Source organism: Streptomyces sp. NPDC057099 (genome assembly GCF_042671245.1).
Lineage (GTDB): Bacteria > Actinomycetota > Actinomycetes > Streptomycetales > Streptomycetaceae > Streptomyces > Streptomyces purpurascens.
On record NZ_JBHUTX010000022.1, the window covers coordinates 15329 to 36805 of the forward strand.

9 protein-coding genes are annotated in these 21477 nt (G+C 67.8%); 3 read left to right on the forward strand and 6 right to left on the reverse strand.

Going from position 1 to position 21477, the window contains the following annotated elements; translation table 11 throughout:
- Window positions 1–81: 81 nt before the first annotated feature.
- From ACFT4A_RS24935 to ACFT4A_RS24945, 3 genes are all read right to left on the reverse strand, one after another.
- Window positions 82–960, reverse strand: a complete 879-nt coding sequence (locus tag ACFT4A_RS24935) for a siderophore-interacting protein (RefSeq protein WP_382833565.1) — start codon at window positions 958–960, stop codon at window positions 82–84.
- A 155-nt stretch (window positions 961–1115) separates the two neighbouring features.
- Window positions 1116–2159, reverse strand: a complete 1044-nt coding sequence (locus ACFT4A_RS24940) for an ABC transporter substrate-binding protein (protein WP_382833567.1) — start codon at window positions 2157–2159, stop codon at window positions 1116–1118.
- A 202-nt stretch (window positions 2160–2361) separates the two neighbouring features.
- Window positions 2362–4470, reverse strand: coding sequence for a glycosyltransferase family 2 protein (locus ACFT4A_RS24945; protein ID WP_382833570.1), 2109 nt, complete (start codon window positions 4468–4470; stop codon window positions 2362–2364).
- A 235-nt stretch (window positions 4471–4705) separates the two neighbouring features.
- Here ACFT4A_RS24945 and ACFT4A_RS24950 point away from each other — a divergent pair, with 235 nt between their 5' ends.
- The 3 genes from ACFT4A_RS24950 to ACFT4A_RS24960 all read left to right on the forward strand — a co-directional run bounded on the left by ACFT4A_RS24950 (window position 4706) and on the right by ACFT4A_RS24960 (window position 16834).
- Window positions 4706–6244, forward strand: coding sequence for an integrin alpha (locus tag ACFT4A_RS24950; RefSeq protein ID WP_382833572.1), 1539 nt, complete (start codon window positions 4706–4708; stop codon window positions 6242–6244).
- Window positions 6245–6276: 32 nt separating this feature from the next.
- Window positions 6277–9882 (forward strand): LamG-like jellyroll fold domain-containing protein, encoded by a 3606-nt coding sequence (locus ACFT4A_RS24955; RefSeq protein ID WP_382833575.1) that lies wholly within the window; start codon window positions 6277–6279, stop codon window positions 9880–9882.
- A gap of 100 nt (window positions 9883–9982) precedes the next feature.
- Window positions 9983–16834, forward strand: a complete 6852-nt coding sequence (locus ACFT4A_RS24960) for an RHS repeat-associated core domain-containing protein (protein WP_382833578.1) — start codon at window positions 9983–9985, stop codon at window positions 16832–16834.
- Window positions 16835–17426: 592 nt separating this feature from the next.
- Here the strand turns inward: ACFT4A_RS24960 and ACFT4A_RS24965 are convergent.
- Genes ACFT4A_RS24965 through ACFT4A_RS24975 form a run of 3 tightly spaced genes read right to left on the reverse strand, consistent with a single transcriptional unit; the run spans window position 17427 to window position 21465 of the window.
- Window positions 17427–18587, reverse strand: a complete 1161-nt coding sequence (locus ACFT4A_RS24965) for an acyl-CoA dehydrogenase family protein (protein WP_382833581.1) — start codon at window positions 18585–18587, stop codon at window positions 17427–17429.
- Window positions 18588–18592: 5 nt separating this feature from the next.
- Complete coding sequence (locus tag ACFT4A_RS24970) at window positions 18593–19552, reverse strand: hydroxymethylglutaryl-CoA lyase (RefSeq protein WP_382833583.1); 960 nt, start codon at window positions 19550–19552, stop codon at window positions 18593–18595.
- Window positions 19552–21465, reverse strand: coding sequence for a biotin carboxylase N-terminal domain-containing protein (locus ACFT4A_RS24975; RefSeq protein WP_382833586.1), 1914 nt, complete (start codon window positions 21463–21465; stop codon window positions 19552–19554). The genes ACFT4A_RS24970 and ACFT4A_RS24975 overlap by 1 nt, the downstream gene beginning before the upstream one ends.
- Window positions 21466–21477 lie beyond the last annotated feature (12 nt).

Sequence of the window (21477 nt, forward strand, 5' to 3'; positions counted from 1 at the left end):
GTAAGGCTAACCTAAGTTGCATGGGGGGAGGCCTGGCTCTGCCGTGACTGTGGTCACGCGTGGGTCATCGCTGAACGGCGGTCATCCTTCTGCGCGTAGCTGCTCCTCGCTCACGCCGCGGCGCCAGTAGCCGACGAACGTCACTCGGCGGCGGTCGATCCCGCGCTCCCGTACGAAGTGCCGGCGCAGCTGCTTCACACAGCCGGACTCACCGGCGATCCAGACGTACGGCCGCTCGGCGGGCGGGAGCTGGGCGTTGCGGAGGGTGTCGAGGACCATGGGGGAGCCCTCGACGGTCTCGGGGGTCCGGGGTGTCCGGGGGGTCTGGTTCTTGACGAGCCAGGTGATCTCGACGTCGGCCTCGGTCACCAGGTCCTGGATGTCCTCGGCGTGCGGGACCTCCAGCCAGACCCGGGCGCGGGTGCCGGCCGGCAGTGCCTCGACGATGGCCGAGGCGGCGGGTACGGCGGTCTCGTCGCCCCAGACGACCACGAGGTCGGTGTCCTCGGGCGGCCGGAAGCGGATCGCCCGGTTGTCGGCGATGGCCGGCCCGAGCAGCAGGACCCGGTCCCCGGCGGCGGCCCGGTCGGCCCAGCGGGAGGCGGGACCGGCCTGGACGGAGGCGCCCGGCCCGATGCCGTGCAGGGCGAAGTCGATGTCGATCTCGTCCGGGTCGCGGCGCAGCGCGCGCAGGGTGTACGACCGCATCACGGCGCGTACGTCGTCCGGGAGTTCGCGCCAGCCCTGCCACCAGCCGTCCCCGAGCTCGAGCGGCACGACCGGCTCGGGCTGCCCGGGATGCGGCAGGAACAGCGACAGCGACTGGTCACGCCCGTCGGAATGGAAGGCGTGCAGATCGGGCCCACCGAAGGTGACCCGGACCAGAGACGGACCGAGCCGCCTCGTCCGCACGACCTGGAGGGAAAAGAAACGGAACGGGGCGGCCACGGCGGTGGTCATGGGGGGCTCCTGAGTTGGAGTCAGGGACAAGAGGGGGTGGGTGGCCAACCAAGGGGCGCGGGCCTGCTTCGATATGCGGCTCCGCCGCGTGGGCGCGATCAGCCACGCACGGCCCGCAGCCGCCACTGTTGCTCAAGCACCCCCTTCAGGGGGCGTCAGGCGACCTTCTTCGCCGTCTCGATGGCCTTCGCCAGGTTCTCCACCAACGGCACGCACTTGTCGTACGACAGAATCGGCTCGGCCGACCGCGAGATGACCTGCTTCGCCTTCACCGCCGGCAACTTCTTCCATGTCGCCTCGGTGATGTCCGCCGGCTGGATCGCCGAGGAGCGGTCGTCCATCATGATGATGTCCGCCCCGTACTTGTCGACGTTCTCCCAGCTCAGGGACTCGAACCAGCCGCCGCCCTGCGCCTTGGCCTTCTCCGGCGGCTCGACGAACTTCACGCCGAGGGCCTTGAAGTACTCCAGGTCGACGGAGAGGTTGGTGCCGGAGACGTAGAACAGCTCCTGGCTCGCGGAACCGACCAGCACCTTGATGTCGGGGTGCGCCTTGGCGGCCTTGCGCAGCCGCACGGAGGCCTCCTCGAACCGCTTCTTGGCGTCGGTGGCCTTCGCGGACTTCACGTCGCCGCCGAGGGACTCGGCCAGCTCCCACATGCGCTGCAGGGGCTGGGTGAGCTGACGGTCGTAGACGGATATGCCGACGCTCGGGGCGAGCTTGGCGATCTTGTCCTTCGAGGCCTCCGGGACGTACCAGAGGGTGCCGGCGTCGTCGAACATCGTGCTGATCAGCACGTCGGGGGCGAGGGCGGCGTACTTCTCGATGCTGAACTGGTCCCAGGTGTTGCCGAGGATGGTCACCTTGCTGATGTCCATGTCGCCGGCCTGGACGTCGGGCTTGCCGTCCTGCGTCTTGGTCGGGCCGAAGACGCCCTTGACGGAGACGCCGTAGTCGTGGAGGGCGGCGGCGACGCCGGTGAAGGCGACGATGTTCGCGGGGGTCTTCTTCAGCTGCACGGACTTGCCGCGGTCGTCCTTGAAGGACCACGGGCCGGACTTGCCGCCCGCCGCCGCGTCCGAGTCGCCGTCCTTGGAGTCTCCACTGCCGCAGGCGGTCACGAGGGCGCCGAGTCCGAGGGCACCCCCGGCGGCGAGGACGCCGCGTCGGGAGAGGCGGGCGGTTCTGGCGTTCGACATGGCTGAGTCTGCTTTCGTGCGTACGGAGCCACTGCGGGCACGGCTGACAGCCGCTTGGCTGGAATCAAGCTTAGGCTAGCCTAACCTCACGCAGTGTCCAGGGGTCCCTGGTGTCAGTGCCCGGGGGGAAGGGGCGGGATGCCCGCAGGGCCGGTGATCCGGATCACGAAGGCGTGCATCGAATGTTCGGCAGCGAGTCCGACTACGGCTTGAGACGGCGCGTCGCGGCCCGGATCAGATCGGTACGGGCGACCTGTAAGGCGAATTCCCCGCCCTGGTCCGCCACGGGCTTCGCGTACCAGGGGAGACCGCGGCGACGCCACTTGGCGGGGGCGAGGTTCGCGGGCAGTGGCGGCAGCTCCAACACCCAAGGACCGAGCCGCAGTTGTCCCGTCCAGAGCCCGGCCGGCAGCTCGGTGACCGGAACCCGCACGATGAAATCACCGCCGGGCTGTGAAGTCGTGCGGGCGGGGAAGACAGCGGTGTGGTACCGATCGTCCTCCAGAAGGATGGCGAGGGCGCCGTCCGGGAAGGCGGCGAGTGTGCACCGGCCGGCGAACTCCAGCTCCGTGGGGGAGCCCGGGGCCCAGCGAACGGTGGGAAGGCTCAATTGCGGCAGCACCTCGTGCTTGCGTTCACCGATGTCGAGTGTGAAGTTGCCGTGCGGTTTGGTGGCGTAGAGCGTGACGGCTCGGATCTCCTCTCCGCTGGCGACGATGTGGGTTCTTGTCGCCCCGGAGACGCCAGGGGCCCGCTTGCCGCCGATGCGAACTTCGCGCGAGATGCCCTGAGCGCCGATCGCGAGGAAGATGTCCCAGAGCCCGTCGGGAAGGGGGTCTCCGTCGCAGGCGGTGGTGATGTCTACGGTGGCCTCGAAACCGGCCTCCTCGTAGCCATACCGCCCCTCGTCCTCCTCCTTGCCGAGTCCAGGTGTCGCGGTGTGAGTGACCGGGAACCGGTGCGCCGTGCCGCATTCCCGCTCGCGCAACACGAGCTCCGTCGTCACATCCTCGGTGGCGATCCGGTGCAGGTACCCGTGCCCGGCCAGGTGCAGAGCTGTGCCGCGCAGTTCGGCGCGGGTGACGCGGTGGCGTACCCCGAGCTGCCGGGTGACGTCGTAGCAGGTGTCGGGAATGCCGCGGGCAGGATCGCGGAGGAAGGGATAGCGGGCGTAGGCGCGGCCGCCGTCGACGAGAACAGGGGTGGAGACGCCGGTCCGGCCCAGCGCGCCCTCGAAGCGGAGCAGTTCGAGCAACTCGTTCAGCATGGTGTGGCGTACGAGGTGAAGGCGTAGGCGGGCCATCGCCGACAGTCTGTCGTTCAGTCCCTCGTGCCACAGCGGCGCGATGACTTCGGCGAGCCGGGCCAGGGCCTTCTCCTGCTCAAGGCGAGGCTCGTGTACCAGGTGGTCGAGCAGCTGCTGCACCTCGACTGTCAGGTGGCGGTGCGCCAGGTGGTCACGGCCGGGGCCGGGTGGCACCTGCTCCAGGAGCATGTCGATCACGCGGGGTAGAAATCGCAGCCGGGGCTCTGAACCGCCGGTCCGCAGCGTGATGTTGCCGCTGTCCTCACGCTCGACCCAGAACAGGCAGTCGTGGTCGGCAAGTACGGAGATTCCGTTCGCGTGGAGATAGGCCGGGCCGACGAAGAGCTGGTCTTCGCCGATCTTCAGATCCGTCGGGAATCGCAGCTCCAGCCGCTCCAGCAGGTCACGGCGGAACAGCTTCATGGGGTTGAGGGTCCAGTACACGCGGGACGAGAAGACGTCGGTCCGTGGCTGGTTGCGCCGGAACATCGAGGTGGGTGCCCCGCGTCCGCCGACCCCCACCATCTTGCCGAGCACGATGTCGGTGCCGTTCGTCTCGGCCATGGCGACCATGCGTTCCAGGGCCTCCGGGCCCAGGTAGTCGTCGGCGTCCAGGAAGAAGACGTACTTCCCTCGGGCATGGTCGAGCCCTTTGTTCCGGGGCGCTGAAGGGCCACCGGAATTCGTCTGGTGAAAAACCCGTAACAGCGTTGGGTATTCCTCCGTGAGCCGGTCGAGTTCCGTACCCGTCCCGTCGGTCGAACCGTCGTCGACCGCGAGTACTTCCAATGCGTTCTCGCCGATGCTCTGCTCGGCTACGGAGGTGATGCAACGCGTGAGATAAGGCATCGCGTTGTACGCAGCGATAATCACCGAAACGGCAGGGCCGGCCATCGTAACGCTCCCCCAGAGAAACGAGGCACGCCCCGTTCTCCGGCGTTCGGAATGCGCCGATGGTCTATTTGTGCGCGGGGAAAGGTGCCATATGGCATGTGAAGATACCATGAAGTGGGAGTGCCTGCGAAGTGAGCTTGCGAAGAAGTGCCAGCTCAGGGCAACTTCCGGCCAGTTGGCCTGATGGGTGATATGTCCGCCTCTTGGTTGGGATTGCGCTCCTGAGTCGCGGGGGTGCAGGGGTTGACATTCTTTACCGGCGCCATATTTAGTCTGCGCTTACAACTTTCATAGCGGGTGGGGGGTCTGCCCGGGTGAGCCCAAGGGGTGGGGTGTGCGTACGCGTATGCGTCAGGGCTGGATATTGGCTGCGGCAGCAGGTGCCTTTGCCTTGGCCATAGGCAGTTTGTCGGTGAGCTCTCCACAGGCGGCGGCAGCCACCTGTGCGGCCGGAACGGTGAGTGACTTCAATGGTGAAGGTGTCGCCGACACGGTGATTGCCGACCCGAACGCCGCGGTGAACGGTGCCAAGGCCGCCGGGCTGGTACGTGTCGTGCTGGGCGGGGGCAAGGGCGTCTCGGAGATCACCCAGGCGATGAACGGCATGGGTGCATCCCCTGAAGCCGGTGATCAGTTCGGCTTCTCCCGCACGTCGTACGACGTCAATGAAGACGGATGCACCGACCTGGTCGTCGGTGCCCCGTACGAAGACGTTGCCAAGGGCGGAACGCAACTGGTCGACGCGGGAGCCGTGTACGTCATCCACGGCACACCGGCCGGCATAGGCCCGGGCTCGAAGGTGGAGGGGTACACCCAGTCGGAACTCGACCCCAGCACGTCCACCGAGGCATACGACTGGTTCGGTCACGCGGTGAGGGCCGGGGGCACAGCGAGCGGCTCGCCCTACCTCGTCGTCGGCGTGCCGGGCGAGAACGTCACCGCGGGCGGGACGACTTATACCGACGCCGGATGTGTCGCGTACGTTCAGGGAGCGACGAAGGTTTCAGTGAGCCAGAAGGACCCGGGTGTTCCCGGGGACGTCGAGGCGCATGATCGCTTCGGATACTCATTGGCGGGAACGAACCGCTTTTTCGCCGTGGGCGCTCCGGGGGAAGCGATCGGCAACGCCAAGTTCGCCGGCGGTGTGAGTGTCTTCAGCCACACGATGGCCGCTGGTCTCCCCACACCTCTCGTCGGGCTCGACCAGGACGGCGCCGGGGTCGCGGGTGCCGCCGAGGCGGGTGACGGGTTCGGCAGCTCGCTCTCCATGACGAGCTACCGGCCCGGTGACCAGACCTACAACTCGGACGTACTCCTGGCCGTTGGCACACCGGGAGAGGACATCGACAGGACCGGTGACGCCGGCGGTGCCGCGGTGTTCCGTGTCCAGCCGTCCGGCACCTACACGGAGGTCGCGGCGATCGATGCCGTGGACCTCGGGGAGGCCCCGGCCGCCGGAGACTTCATGGGGCAACGCGTGACGATCGCCAACACCGATACCGCCGTCGTCACGACGACCGCGACGGTCCGGCTTGCCGTCGGTGTGCCCGGCAGGGATACCGCCTCGGCCAAGGACGCGGGGGCAGTACGCATTCTCCGCCCGCTGGACACGGCCGTCGGCTCGGCCGACAAGATCCTCGTCCGCGGTTCGGGGCTGCCCGGCACGGCTACCGCGCGCGACTACAACGGCACGGCCCTGACGTCCGGGTCTGACTACCTCTACCTCGGTGTGCCCCACAGCAAGGCTTCCGACTCCCCCAAGGGAGTGCTCTACGTCCTGCCTTGGACGGACATCGACGGCGCGACCAAGCTCGGCACCACAACCTACCTGCCCGGCTCGGACGGGCTGCCCAACGAGGGTGTGGCGTTCGGAACGGTCGGATGAGCAGCGGACCGGAAAGAAGGAAACGCGTCACGATGGGCACCCGACCCCGTACGGTCACGGTCGCCACCACGCTTGTGGCCCTGCTCGCGGCCGGCTTGAACGTGGTGCCTGCCGCCGAGGAGGCAGCCGCCTCCGGCGTGGCCACGGCCAAGGGCTCCGAAGTCCCGGCACTCAGCATGGCCGACGCCCGGACCGAGGCCGCGAAGTCCGGCAAGCCGGTCGAGATCCTCAGCCTGCGGGATGAGCGCAGCGCCACGGTCGCCAACCCGGACGGGACCTTCACCAGCACCGAGTACGTGCAGCCGGTCCGTGTGCGGAAGAACGGCGCGTGGACGGACATAGACACCACGCTGGTCGAGCAGAAGAACGGCACTTTCGCCCCGAAGGCTGCACTGACCGCGATGTCCTTCTCCGGCGGGGGCGACACCACCTTCGCCGAGATCGAGAAGGACGGACGTTTGCTCGCCCTGAACTGGCCGGACGAGCTGCCCAAGCCCAAGACGGACGGCCCGACCGCCACGTACACCAACGTGCTGCCGGGCGTCGACCTCAAGGTGACGGCCGGCGCCGAGGGCTTCTCGCACGTACTGGTCGTCAAGGACGCCGAGGCCGCGGCCAACCCGGAGCTGGCCAGGCTGGAGCTGCCGGTCGACACGTCCTCGCTCAAGCTGTCCAAGACAGCGGGCGGCGGGCTCGCCGCCACCGACAGCGGAGCCGGGGGAGACGTCTTCGAGGCGCCACAGCCTGTGATGTGGGACTCCAGCACGGGTGCGGCCCCGGAGCCCTCGGCTCCTGGCACGGCCGATGACGAAACGATTACCCCGCCGGACGGCGCTCAGGTGTCAGACGTCGCCGTGGATCTCGAGCCCGGCACCATGACGCTCACTCCTGACGCCGACATGCTCGCCGACGCGGACACCGTCTACCCGGTCTACATAGACCCCGTCGTCAAGACGGCGAACCGCAGCGGCTGGACCATGGTGTCCTCGCACTACTCGACCGCCGAGTTTTGGAAGTTCGGAGACGACGAGGGTCTGGGCCGGTGCCCCTCCGACGTGTCGTATCGCTGTTCTAGCAACAGCGACGTAAAGCGCCAGTTCTTCGCGATACCGACCGGCACTTTCAAGGGCAAGGACATCGTCAGCGCAGAGTTCGCCGTGACGATGGTGCACACGTACAGCGACTCCGGGCGCGAGGTGCAGCTCGCCCGGGTCAACAGCACGGGCGCGAGTGCCATCAACTCGTCGACGAACTGGTCCAACCAGCCCTCCTCCAAGGAGACGGTCGCTTCCAAGTCTCCGACCAACCCCGCCGGATCGTGCACCTCGACCAACCAGAACGTGCGCTTCGGCGTGACGGGCACCATTCAGAAGGCCGCCGACAACGGCTGGGACACCACGACGTTTCGCTTGAAGGCAGGAAGCGAATCCGACACCTCGTACTGGAAGCGCTTCTGCGGCAACGCGCATGTCTCGGTGACCTACAACCGGCCACCGCTCCGGCCCGATCAGGACGACCTGAGCATGACGCCCGGCGACACCTGCGAGTACGGGCGCGCCACCGAGCACTACGTGACCAAGGCTCCGACCCTGTACGCCGTTGTCAAGGACTACGACCACGGTGACCTGGGATCCAATTCGGAGGATCTGCAGGCCGAGTTCAAGGTGTGGTGGACCAACAGCTCCGGCTCGGAAGTCGTCCGCTATGCGAAGACGGGCAAGAAGAGCACCGTCGACGCCAGCAAGGACGGCCAGACCGGCCAGGCGACATTCAAGTACACCGTCGGTTCCGACCTGTCGACCGATGAGCACGCAGGGTTCTCCCTGCCCAAGAACACCGTCATCGGCTGGGCGGTCCGTGGCTATGACCAGAAGGCATCCGGGCCCTGGTCCAGCGACGGTGACCAGACGCGTTGTGAGTTCATCTTCGACGACACCAAGCCCCAGGCAGCCGCGGTCACGTCGCCCCAGTACCCGAGCGACGACGACTGGCACGCTGGTGTAGGTGACTACGGAGACTTCACGATGGACTCGCCGGCCGCGGACGTGACGCAGTACAGGTACTACTTCACGGGCTCCCAGGCAGACTCCACACGGAAGACAGTGAATCCTCGGACCGCCGGTGGCCCGGCCACCATCCGCTGGATGCCACCTGCCGAGGGCTCGTACACCCTGCACGTCACCGCGGTGGACGGTGCGGGCAACCCGCAGAAGACGCCGACGAGTCACGTCTTCCTGGTCAGCGACGGGCGGGCTCCGGTAGCGGCATGGACACTCGGTGACGCCAAGAACTCCTCGAAGGCCGCGGGCAGCAGTGGAGCGCCGGACGCCACCCCCGGCTCAGGAGTGACGTTCGAAGCGGACGGTCCTCTGGGCTCCACCGATACCGCGGCCTCGCTGGACGGAACCGAAAACGCGTACCTCGACTCCGGGGCAGCCGCTGTCGACACCAGTGGCACCTTCTCCGTGAGCGCCTGGGTGATGCTGCCCTCGCTGCCCACCGAGAACGTCACCGTCGTCAGCCAGGACGGTACCGCCCAGCCGGGTTTCGAGCTGGGGTACGACGTCGATGCCTCCTCGTGGGCCTTCCGCATTCCGGTGAGCGACATCGAGTCGCTCGGTTCGTGGAAGGTCTCCGGCGCCGCGGCCGTGGCCGGCAGCTGGACCCATCTCATCGGTGTGTACGACGCCGAACTCGGCAAGATGATGCTGTACGTCAACGGAGTACTGGTCGCCGACGACGTCCAGGCGCGCCACACGGCATGGAACGCGGCAGGAGCGCTCCAGATGGGCCGCAAGATCGATCTCGGCGGATACACCAACCACCTCAAGGGCAGCGTGGCCGACGTCAAGCTGCACGACCGCGTCATCCCGCCTACCGAGGGACAGCAGCTCGGCGGTATCCAGCCCCACCAACTCGCCTACTGGCAGCTGGACGAGGCGGCGGGCAGCCTGTCCCCGGAAGCGGCGGGCGGTACCGGCCTGGCCCTCGGCGGCGGTGCCTCCGTCTACGTGCCGGACGATTCCTGTGACCCCGCGGCCGATCCGGAGTGCATGCCACCCGCCGCACCGCTGTGGGGTGACGGCCACCTGGCCCTGAACGGCACCGGCGCCTACGCGACGCGATCCGCCGGGCTGCTGTCCCGGGAGGACAGCTTCACCCTCACCGCTCGTGCCCGGCTCGCCTCGGCGAAGCCGATGACGGACCAGACAGTGCTGGCCCTGTCCGGAAGCGGCGGCAACGCGATCAGGGTCAAGTACAGTGCCGCAGCAGCCCGGTGGCAGCTTGTGGCGACCGACGCCGGCACCACCACTCCGGTGACGGTGCTCGACCCCAATCGCGTGCCGAGTTCACAGGGAGCCGGAGACCACCTCGCGCTGGTCTATAACGCGGTCTTCGGCGAAGTGGTCCTCTATGTCAACGGCATGGCGGTGGGCAAAGCGGCCTGGGACAACACCTGGGACTTCAGCACGACGAGTCTCCAGGTCGGCCGGGCACTGACCGGAGCCACGGCCGGCGAGTACCTCTCCGGCGCCGTCGATGAAGTCCGCATGTACCAGGGGCCACTCGATGCCGCGCTGATGGCGATGGTCTCGGTCCTGCCGGCCGGCGCCAGCATCGAGGAATCCCCGGCCTGACGCGCCTCCCCCCAGGGAGCGGGCGGCCAAGCGGCCGCTCGCTCCATTCCCCCCTGCGCTCTTGCTCCCCCTGCATCCCCCGATCACTCATGGAGATGTCATGTCCTCGCCCCCATGGTTCCGGTCCGCGAGACCGGCCTGGCGCAGCGGCCGTCGCGGTGCGGCGGTGCTGCTCGGCCTGGCGTTGTCGATAGGCCTGCTTCCGCCGAACGCCCCCGAAGCCGTGGCCGACGAGGGCATGAAGAGGCCCAAGGCGCAGACGGACCTGGACGATCCGGTTCGCGGCAAGAATTCCAAGCCGAAGGCATTCAGGAAGACCGATTCGGCTGAGAAGGCGGCGGTCAGGCGGCCCGGCGAGGTTCGCTGGCCCAAGGCCGCAAGCGCCGAGATCGAGCTGTCTGACCGGGCCGCCAAGGCCGCTGGGCTGCCTTTGAAGGCTCAGGCTGCCGGGGGCAGGAAGGCCGCAGAAGCTGTCCGCGTCGAGGTGCTCGACCGCAAGGCCGCCAAGGCTGCCGGTATTGATGGCGTCCTGTTCACCGTGTCCCGCACCGACGGTGAAGCAGCCAGGGGCGGCGCTCGGGTCACGCTGGACTACTCCGGCTTCGCCGAAGCCTACGGAGGCGGCTACGGCTCCCGTCTCCGTCTCGTCCAGTACCCGGCTTGCGTGCTGACGACCCCGAAGCAGAAAAGCTGCTCGACACCGATCCCTCTGGAGAGCAACAACAACGCGGCGAAGGAGACGCTGACGGCGACTGTGAGTGCCGCCGGCGATACCTCCGGGGCAGCCCCCCAGCTTCTCGAGGCGCAGTCGGCCACTACCTCCGCCACCGTACTGGCGGCCACCGCGAGCAGCGGAGGCGACGGCGGCGACTACAAGGCGACCGGTCTCTCCGCGTCGTCCGAGTGGGGTGTCGACACCAGGTCGGGTGCTTTCACCTGGACGTACCCGCTGACGATGCCTCCTGTGCCCGGCGGGCTGCGGCCCAGTGTCGGTCTGGGATACAACTCCCAGTCCATCGACGGGCAGACGGCGACGACCAACAACCAGGGTTCGTGGGTCGGACAGGGCTTCTCCTACGAGCCCGGTTACATCGAGCGCCGGTACAAGCCCTGCGCCGACGACGGTCGTGACGACACCTACGGCGACCAGTGCTGGGCGTTCGACAACGCCACCCTCGCCCTGGCAGGCGGCACGTCCGGTGAGCTCGTGAAGGACGATGCCACAGGCCAGTGGCGACTCACCAACGACGACAACTCCAAGATCGAGCGCCTGACCGACACCAACAACGGTGACGACAACGGCGAGTATTGGAAGCTCACCACCACTGACGGCACCCAGTACTTCTTCGGCCAGAACCGGCTGCCGGGTTACGCGGCCGGCAACGAGGAGACCGACTCCACCTGGACCGTCCCGGTGTACGGCGACGACTCCGGGGAGCCCTGCCACAAGGCCACGTTCGCCGATGCCTACTGCTCCCAGGCCTGGCGCTGGAACCTCGACCACGTCATCGATCCGCACGGCAACGTCATGTCGTACTTCTACGGAAAGGAGACGAACCACTACACGCAGGGCCTCAAGACGGGCGAGAACGGCAAGCCGTACATCCGCGGCGGCTACCTCAAGCGCGTCGACTACGGCCAGCGCAAGGACAAGGTGTACTCGACCAAGCCCGCGGCTCAGGTCGTCTTCACCCCCGCGGAACGCTGCGTCGGCGCGCCGACAGACTGCGAGCCCGGGGACCTCACGGACGCCACGGCCACCCGGTGGCCGGACGTGCCCTGGGACCAGAATTGCAAGGCGAGCACCAAATGCGCGGGCCAGAACTCGCCCACCTTCTGGACCCGTAAGAAGCTGACGAAGGTCACCACGCAGATCCGCACAGGTGACGCCACCTACAGCCCGGTCGACGAGTGGAGCTTCGCCCACATCTTCACCGACAACGGTGACGGCTCCAAGTCGCTGTGGCTCGACGGCATCGACCACACCGGCAAGGTCGGCACGGACGCGTCCGTCCCGTCCGTGAAGCTCTACGGCAAGCAACTCCCCAACCGGGTCGACAAGCTCGGCGACAACATCCAACCCTTTCATCGCTTCCGCCTGTCAGGAGTGGAGAACGAGACGGGCGGCGCACTGAGCGTCAACTACGCGCCCAACGAGTGCACGACGACGAACCTGCCCGCCGAGGACTCCTCGACCAGGCGCTGCTTCCCGGTGAAATGGAATCCGCCGGGCGAAGAGGACCCGATCCTCGACTGGTTCCACAAGTACGTCGTCGAGTCCGTGACCGAGACCGACCTGACCGGCGGTAACGACGATCGGATCACGTCGTACACCTACGTCGGAGACGCGGGCTGGCGCAAGAGCAAGGCCGACGGTCTTACCAAGGCGGAATACCGTACCTGGGGTGATTGGCGCGGCTACGGCAAGGTGCGCGTCGTCACCTCGAACGGCACCAACTCCCCGTCCAACACGAAGACCGAGCACGTCTTCTTCCGCGGGCTTCACGGTGACGTCAACGCCAGCGGTGCCACGCGCTCCGCATCGGTGACCGACTCGAACGGGACCTCGTACGAGGACACGGAGTGGAAGGCCGGTCAGGAACTCGAGACCCTCACCTACGACGGCGCCGCTGTCACGGAGAAGTCGGTGGCGGTGCCGTGGACCGCGGTGACGGCCACGAGTACCAAGGACTGGGGCACGCGCAGGGCTCGCTACGTCGCGAACGGCGCGACCGACACCTACGCGACGCTCGCGATCGGCGGCTGGCGTCGCACGAGGGCCACCACGCAGTACGACTCGAAGACCGGCCGGGTCCGCCAGGTCGACGACTACGGCGAGGTCGGTGTCGCCGACAACCAGTGTGTTCGCACCGAGTACGCGGACAGCGAGAGCCGGCACATGTACGCGTACGTGTCGCGTGTGGAGAAGGTCAGTGTCGAGTGCGGCGTGACCCCCGACCGCCGCACCCAGGTCATCTCCGACGACCTGACCTTCTACGACGACTCCACCACGCTGGGCGCGGCCCCCACCAAGGGCGACGCCACCACGACCAAGCGCCTGGAATCGCACAGCGGGACGACTGCCACCTACCAGACGACCGCCGTTTCGACATACGACGACTTCGGTCGTCCGCTGGTGGTGAAGGACGCCGAGACGGCCTCGTCCCCTACGGAGTACGCCACGTCGACGACGTACGCCGAAACGTACGGACTGGCCACGAAGTCGGTGGTGACCAACAGGGCGGGCTGGACGGCAACCACCGAGTACGCGCCGCAGTGGGGCGTGCCGACCGCCAAGGTCGACCAGAACAACCGGCGCACCGAACTCGCCTACGACGGGCTGGGCCGCCTGACGTCGGTCTGGCTTCCGGACCGCATCGGCGCGAGCGCGTCGATCAAGTACCAGTACCTGGTGCGCGGAAGCGCCGGCCCGACCGCTGTGCACACCCAGAAGATCGAGAAGGGCGGTCAGTCGTACGGCAGTGAATGGACGCTGTACGACGGTCTGCTGCGGCCCCGGCAGGAGCAGACCGAGGGACCGGGAGGCGGCCGCATGGTCGCCGACACCCTCTATGACGGCTCCAACCGAGTGGTACAGGTCAACGACACCTATTACGCGGCCGGTGCCCCGTCGTCCCAGCTCTTCAATCCGGTCAACGCCGACCTCACGGGTCAGACAGTGACCGAGTACGACGGGGCCGGAAGGGTCATCGCCTCCATCTTCAACGTGCAGGGAGAGGAGAAATACCGCACCTCGTACGTCCACGGCGGTGACCGGGTCACCACGACCCCGCCGACGGGTGGCACGAAGACGACGGTGGTGAAGGACGCCCGGGACCACACCACGACCCAGATCCAGTACCCCCGAGGCGGGGACGCAGTCACCACGTCCTACGGCTACACCCCGGCCGGTCAGCTGCAGAAGGTGACGGACGACGCCGGGAACGCGTGGACCTACACCTACGACCAGCTGGGTCGTAAGAAGAAGGCGGTCGACCCGGACACGGGCACGGCGGAGTTCACCTACGACGCCCTGGACCGCCAGAAGTCGGTGACCGTAAACGGCAACAAGACGTCCACCAAGTACGACAACCTGGGGCGTCCGGAATCCACCTGGCAGGGTGAGCCGGATACGGGTACGAAGCTGTCGGTGACGAAGTACGACACCGCCGCCAAGGGTGAGCTGTACGGCGTCTACAGCTACAAGGACGGCGCGGTCCACTCGTCGGTCACCTATCCGACCCTCGACGCGAACAACGACTACAAGCCGGTGTCGACGAAGTACTTCCTGTCGAAGACGGCCGAGCCGCAGCTGGGAGGGACCTACGAGTTCACCGCCCAGTACAACGACGACGGGACGGTGCTGGGGCAGGGTCTGCCGGCGGCGGGTGACCTGCCTGCGGAAGCCCTCGGCTACTCGTACGACGAGCTGCAGCGGCCGACGGGTCTCAACACCTCGCTGGGCGGTCTCAAGTACGTGACCGACGTCTCGTACTCGCCGACGTCCGACCTGGAACAGGTGGAACTGTCCACGGGGGAGTCCACCGCCAAGAAGACCTGGCTCAACAACACGTTCGAGGCGGGTACGCACCGCCTGGCCAACGCGAGCGTCAGGGTGGAGGGCGCGGCGAGCGCCGCATACGACGCGGACTTCACCTACAACTCCGTCGGCGACGTCCTCTCGATCGCGGACACGCCCAGCAGTGGCACGAGCGACGTGCAGTGCTTCCGGTACGACGGCCTGCGGCGTCTGACCGACGCGTGGACCTCGTCGGTGTCGCCCAACGGGTCCAGGGGCACCGGCAGTGCGGATGCGGCCTGTACGCCGGAGGCGTCGTCCTCGACGGTCGGCGGAGTGTCGCCGTACTGGACCGAGTACGGCTACGACGCGATCGGCAACAGGAAGAGCGAGACGCGGCACGGCCTGAACGGGGCCCCGACCTCGACCCGGACTTACACGTACGGCGAGAAGTCCGGTCCCAATGGCACGAACTCCGGTCCGCACACGGTGTCGTCGGTTGTGGAGAAGACGGCGGCAACGAGCACGACGCCCGAGGTCACGTCCCAAGACACCTATACCTACGACGTAACCGGCAACACCAAGACCCGAGTTCTCAACGGGGACACCCAGTCTCTGGACTGGGACAAGCAGGGTGAGCTCACCAAGGTCACCAACGCCGACGGCACGGTGACGCAGTACAGGTACGACGCGTCGGGCGAGCGGATTCTCCGGGACACCTCCAAGGAGAAGACGTTCTACCTGCCGGGCATGGAGCTACACCTGGACAAGTCGACGTCCAAGGTGACGACGACCCGCTACTACGCGTTCGGCGCCATGCAGATAGCCATGCGCGATGCGTCCGGTGTCCACTTCCTGGCGTCGGACCACCAGGGAACGGCCCAACTGGCGATCAACGCCAAGACCGGTGAGACGACGCGCCGCCGCACGGACCCCTTCGGGAACGCCCGTGACGAGTCCACGTCGTCGTCCTCGTCTCCGGCCTGGGTGAACGACAAGGGCTTCGTCGGCGGCACGGTCCAGAAGTCCACGGGCCTGACCACCCTCGGGGCGCGTGAATACGACTCCGACACGGGCCGCTTCATCTCGGCGGACCCGATCATCGACTACACCGATCCGCAGCAGATCAACGGCTACTCGTACAGCAACAACAACCCGGTCACCTTCTCCGACCCGAGCGGCCTGAAGCCCGACGACTGCGTGAACGTCGGCATCACCTGCACCCTGGAGCGTGACGGCGGGTGGGAAGTCAAGGCGACCGACACCTACTACACGTACTACGGCGTCAAGAAGCCGAAGGAGTCGCCGGCGCAGCACCGGGCGCGCCAGCAGAAGGCGCGGGTGGACGCGGCCAAGCAGCGGGCGATCGCCGTCGCCAAGGAACTGGCGAAGATCGTCGCGGACGAGCTGGGCATCACGGACGCGCTGGACTGCTTCACCACGGGGGCGTTGGGCTCCTGCGGGGCCACGGCCCTCAACGTGGTGTCGTCACTCGTGGCCGGCGGACCGCTGGCACGGCTGGCCGCGAAGTACTGGAACAAGATGGACAAGGCCTGGGCCTTGATCAAACGGATCGGGGGCCTGAGCCGCAGACTGTGGGACAGCTTCCAGGACTGGCGCAAGAGCAGCAAGGCGGCCGACGAGGCGACGGAGGCCGTGGGCTGCAACAGCTTCACGCCCGATACCAAGGTGTTGATGGCCGACGGCTCCGCCAAGAAGATCAAGGACGTCGACATCGGCGACAAGGTCCTGGCGACCGACCCGAAGACGGGCGAGACCAAGGTCGAGACGGTCACAGCCGAGATCAAGGGCAAGGGCCTCAAACACCTCGTCGAGATCACGGTGGACGTCGACGGCAAGAGGGGCGCGAAGACGCCTTCGCTCACGGCGACTGGTGGCCATCCGTTCTGGGTGCCTGAGCTGGGGGAGTGGGTCGACGCCACTGATCTGAAGGCGGGGGAAGGGCTGCGGACCGGCGCGGGGATGCGTGTCCAGGTCACTTCCGTGGAGCGGTGGACCGCCGGTTCGGCCACGGTTCACAACCTCACCGTCAGCGACTTGCACACGTACTATGTGCTGGCGGGCGAGACGCCGGTTCTCGCTCACAATGCAACGCCAGGTCAGAAGTGCGATCTGACGCTGGGCGCTGGCCCAAATGCCCGAGAGGGAGTAGGTCTGGAGAACGGTGACATTGAAGCCGATGGCGTTCGAGATCTGATCAATGAATCCGGAAATAAGCACGGCTGTCACACTTGCGATGCCGCGACCCCCGGCACCAAGGACGGGGACTGGATTCCAGATCACCAGCCGCCGTCTAGTCTCGTCGATCCAGGATCTCCTCAGACGGCGTATCCTCACTGCCTGCCCTGCGCTAGGCGGCAGGGCGGGGTCGTCTCACAACTTTCACAAGGAAAGAGCAAGAAGGAATGGTAGCTAATAGCCCTGTGGTTGCATTCCTGGCAAAAATCGAGCACGGATGCCTGATCTTGCGGGATGCGGGAAGTGACGATGACGTCAGCGACTGGGACCCGGTGTCGAGCAGCTGGTATCGAGAGGGCAGTTCACTCATCTTCGGCGTTCAGGCCGGTGTCGACGGTCCTGTCGAATGCGAGGTATGGAAGTCGGATCCGTCTGCGGTACTCCCTGCGAACCTCTTTGAGGTGACACTCCCATGCCCGTCCGGGTGGCTCGTATTGCACGACCCGAACGAATATGCCCGAATGCAATTCGCGGGATTCCGTGGGTCCGTGATCTGTTCGGTAATGGTGGATGATTCGCAATTTCCGTCAAAGGTTCAGATCTTGCTGAAGGGGGAAGGTAAGTAGCTTCTTGACGCCCGCATGAACGGGCGAGGCTATATTCGGGGGTTCGCCAGTTTCTCGCATGCGGCGTGAGGGCGTCGTTCCCCTAGGGGATGCCGACCTTCCCGCGCCATTCCGAACTGCAAAGTTGAAGCCCCGTCAGGTGTGTCCTGACGGGGCTTCTGCATGGGGTGACAGCAGTAGTTGACGCCAACCGGCTGGTGTCAGCCAACCAACCCCAACTCCCGGGCGATCAGCATCCGCTGGACCTCGCTCGTGCCCTCGCCGATCTCCAGGATCTTGGAGTCGCGCCACATGCGGGCGACCGGGTACTCGTTCATGAAGCCGTAGCCGCCGTGGATCTGGGTGGCTTCGCGGGCGTTGTCCACCGCAGCCGTCGAGGAGTGGAGCTTCGCGAGGGCGGCTTCCTTCTTGAAGGGGTCGCCGGACACCAGGCGGGCTGCCGCGTCGCGCCAGGCGAGGCGGGACGTGTGGGCCTTCATCTCCATGTCGGCGATCTTGAACTGGATGGCCTGGTTGGCGGCGATGGGCTTGCCGAAGGCGTGGCGTTCCTTGGCGTACTTGACCGACTCGTCCACGCAGCCCTGCGCCAGACCCGTCGCCAGGGCCGCGATGGCGATGCGGCCCTCGTCGAGGATGCGGAGGAACTGGGCGTAGCCGCGGCCCTCCTCGCCCAGGAGGTTGGCGGCCGGGACGCGGACGTCCGAGAAGGACAGCTCGCGGGTGTCCGAGGCGTTCCAGCCGACCTTGGAGTACGGGGCCGCGACCGTGAAGCCGGGGGTGCCCGACGGGACGATGATCGAGGAGATGTGCGGTTTGCCGTCCGGGGAGCGGCCGGTGACCGCCGTGACCGTCACCAGGCCCGTGATGTCGGTGCCCGAGTTGGTGATGAAGCACTTCGTGCCGTTGATCACCCACTCGTTCGTGGAAGAGTCCAGGCGGGCCGTCGTCCGGGTCGCGCCCGCGTCGCTGCCGCCGTCCGGTTCCGTCAGGCCGAACGCGCCCAGGAGTTCGCCCGAGCAGAGGCGGGGGAGCCACTCGCGCTTCTGGGCTTCCGTGCCGTAGCGGTAGACCGGCATCGCGCCGAGCGAGACTCCGGCTTCGAGCGTGATCGCGACCGAGGAGTCGACCCTCGCCAGTTCCTCCAGGGCCACGCCCAGCGCGAGGTAGTCGCCGCCCATGCCGCCGTACTCCTCGGGGAACGGCAGGCCGAACAGGCCCATGCGGCCCATCTCGCGCACGATCTCGTACGGGAACTCGTGCCGCTCGTAGAAGTCGCCGATCTTCGGCGCCACCACCTCGTGCGCGAACTCCTCGACCGTGCGGCGGAGTTCCTCCAGCTCGGGGGAGAGACGGTAATCCATCGTGATCAGTGCTCCTCGATGTCCACGAGGTCCTCGTGGGACAGGGCTCGGACGGTGCGGGACGGGCTGGGTCGGCCCAGGTGGGTGGCCATCCACGCGCTCGTGGCGACGAGGCGGCCGAGGTCGATTCCGGTGTCGATGCCGAGGCCCCGCAGCATCCATACGAGGTCTTCGGTGGCGAGGTTGCCGGTCGCCGACTTCGCGTAGGGGCAGCCGCCCAGGCCGCCCGCGGAGGCGTCGATGGTCGTCACGCCCTGCTGGAGCGCCGCGAGGGTATTGGAGAGGGCCTGGCCGTAGGTGTCGTGGAAGTGGACGGCGAGGGCGGTGGGCGGGATGCCCGCCTCGTCCAGCGCCGCGAGGAGGGCGACCACGTGGCCGGGGGTCGCCACTCCGATGGTGTCGCCCAGGCTCAGCTCGTCGCAGCCCATGTCCGTCAGGGCCTTGCAGACCTTCACCACCTGGGGGATCGGGACCGCGCCCTCCCAGGGGTCGCCGAAGCACATGGAGAGGTAGCCGCGGACCTGGGCCCCCTCCGCCTTGGCGCGGGTGACGACCGGGTCGAACATCGCCAGGGCCTCGTCCACCGTGCGGTTGAGGTTGGCCTTGGCGAAGGACTCCGTGGCGCTGGCGAAGACCGCGATCCGGCGGGCGCCCAGGGCCAGGGCGCGGTCCAGGCCGCGTTCGTTCGGGACCAGGACCGGGAGGGCGGCGTCGAGATCGCCGAGCAGAGGGAACAGCTGTTCCGCGTCCGCCAGTTGGGGCACCCACTTGGGGTGGACGAAGCTCGTCGCCTCGATCGTCGACAGGCCCGCGTCGGCCAGGCGGTGGATGAACTCCGCCTTGATCTCCGTGGGGACCGTCGCCTTCTCGTTCTGCAGGCCGTCGCGGGCGCCCACCTCGTGGATGCGGACGCGGGAGGGGAGGTCCTCGGCGGGGACCGCCATGGGGAGACCGTGGGCTGTCATCACTCCGCCTCCTCGTGGGGTGCGATGACCGCCAGGACCTGGTCCATGGCGACCGTCGAGCCCGGCGCCACGTCCAGCTCCGTGACCTTGCCGGCGTGCGGGGCGGAGATGACGTGCTCCATCTTCATCGCCTCCACGACCAGCAGGCTCTGGCCCGCCGTCACCTCGTCGCCGACGGCGACCTTCACCACCGTCACCGTGCCGGGCATGGGCGCGGTGAGGGAGTCGGCGCCCGCGTGGGCCGCGCGGCTGAGCGACGCCGCCACCGGGTCGTGGTCGCGCACGTGCCAGGCGTCGCCGTCGCGGCCGAGCCAGTCGGCGGCACGGTGGAAGGTGTGGCGGACGCCGTCCAGGGTGACCGCGACGTGGTCGCCGGTGACCGCGGCGGTGCCGCGTGGGGTGTACTCCAGCTCCTCCTGCACCCTCAGGTGGAAGGCCGGTGGCTTCGGCTTGCCGCCCAGGCGCCAGCCGGACGGGACCGAGAAGGGGTCCGTCCAGCCGCCGGGTTCGGGTGTCAGCGCCTCCAGGCGTACGGCCGCCGCCGCCTCGTAGACCTCCTCCGGTACGTCCGTGGGGATCAGCCCCTCGACCTCGCGCTCGACCAGGCCCGTGTCCAGGTCGCCCGCGATGACCGCCGGGTGGGCGAGCAGGCGGCGCAGGAACCCGGCGTTCGTCTGCACGCCGAGCGTGACCGTCTCCGCCAGGGCCGAGCGGAGCTTGCGCAGGGCGGTCGCGCGGTCGGGGCCGTACGCGATGACCTTGGAGAGCATCGGGTCGTAGAGGCTGCCGACCTCCGTGCCCTCGGTGAGGCCCGAGTCGGTGCGGATGCCGTCGCCCTGTGGTTCGCGCAGGCGCAGGACCGTGCCGCCGGAGGGGAGGAAGCCGCGGGCCGGGTCCTCGGCGCAGATACGGGCCTCCACCGCGTGACCGGTCAGGGTCACGTCCTCCTGGGCGAAACCGAGAGGCTCGCCGGCCGCCACCCGCAGCTGCCACTCGACCAGGTCCAGGCCGGTGATCAGCTCGGTGACCGGGTGTTCCACCTGGAGGCGGGTGTTCATCTCCATGAAGTAGTACGACGAGGGGTCGCCGCCGTTGACGATGAACTCCACCGTGCCCGCGCCCCGGTAGCCGCAGGAGCGGGCCGCCTGGACCGCCGCCTCGCCCATCGCGGCCCGCGTCTCCTCGTCGAGGAGGACGCTCGGGGCCTCCTCGATGATCTTCTGGTGGCGGCGCTGGAGGGAGCACTCGCGCTCGCCCAGGTGCACGACATGGCCGTGTCCGTCGGCCAGGACCTGGATCTCGATGTGGCGGGGGCGGTCGATCCAGCGTTCGACCAGGAGGGTGTCGTCGCCGAAGGAGGCGCGGGCCTCGCGGCGGGCCGAGGCGATCTCCTCCTCCAGTCGGGTCAGGTCCCGCACCAGGCGCATGCCCTTGCCGCCGCCGCCCGCGCTCGGCTTCAGCAGCACGGGCGCGCCCAGCTCGCGGGCCGCCTCGGCCAGGTCCGGGTCGCGTCCGCCGGGGACCACGGGGACCCCGGCGGCCATGACCGTCTCCTTGGCGCGGATCTTGTCGCCCATGAGGGAGATCGCGTCCGCCGGAGGGCCGATGAAGACCAGACCGGCCTCGGTGCACGCCCGCGCGAAGGCGGCGTTCTCGGCGAGGAAGCCGTAGCCGGGGTGGACCGCCTGGGCGCCCGTGCGGGCGGCGGCCTCCAGGAGGCGCTCCGCCGACAGATAGCTCTCCGACGCCGGGGCCGGGCCGATCCGGACCGCCGTGTCCGCCTCGCGGACGTGCCGGGCGTCGGCGTCCGCGTCGGAGAAGACGGCCACCGAGCGCACGCCCATCGACCGCAGCGTACGGATGACGCGTACGGCGATCTCGCCCCGGTTGGCCACAAGTACTGTCTCGAACATCGTCGTCCGTCC

Excerpts from the sequence above, each read along its gene's own strand:
- ACFT4A_RS24935 (WP_382833565.1), bottom strand. The coding sequence starts at position 960 with ATGACCACCGCCGTGGCCGCCCCGTTCCGTTTCTTTTCCCTCCAGGTC.
- ACFT4A_RS24940 (WP_382833567.1), bottom strand. The coding sequence starts at position 2,159 with ATGTCGAACGCCAGAACCGCCCGCCTCTCCCGACGCGGCGTCCTCGCC.
- ACFT4A_RS24945 (WP_382833570.1), bottom strand. The coding sequence starts at position 4,470 with ATGGTATCTTCACATGCCATATGGCACCTTTCCCCGCGCACAAATAGA.
- ACFT4A_RS24950 (WP_382833572.1), top strand. The coding sequence starts at position 4,706 with ATGCGTCAGGGCTGGATATTGGCTGCGGCAGCAGGTGCCTTTGCCTTG.
- ACFT4A_RS24955 (WP_382833575.1), top strand. The coding sequence starts at position 6,277 with ATGGGCACCCGACCCCGTACGGTCACGGTCGCCACCACGCTTGTGGCC.
- ACFT4A_RS24960 (WP_382833578.1), top strand. The coding sequence starts at position 9,983 with ATGTCCTCGCCCCCATGGTTCCGGTCCGCGAGACCGGCCTGGCGCAGC.
- ACFT4A_RS24965 (WP_382833581.1), bottom strand. The coding sequence starts at position 18,587 with ATGGATTACCGTCTCTCCCCCGAGCTGGAGGAACTCCGCCGCACGGTC.
- ACFT4A_RS24970 (WP_382833583.1), bottom strand. The coding sequence starts at position 19,552 with ATGACAGCCCACGGTCTCCCCATGGCGGTCCCCGCCGAGGACCTCCCC.
- ACFT4A_RS24975 (WP_382833586.1), bottom strand. The coding sequence starts at position 21,465 with ATGTTCGAGACAGTACTTGTGGCCAACCGGGGCGAGATCGCCGTACGC.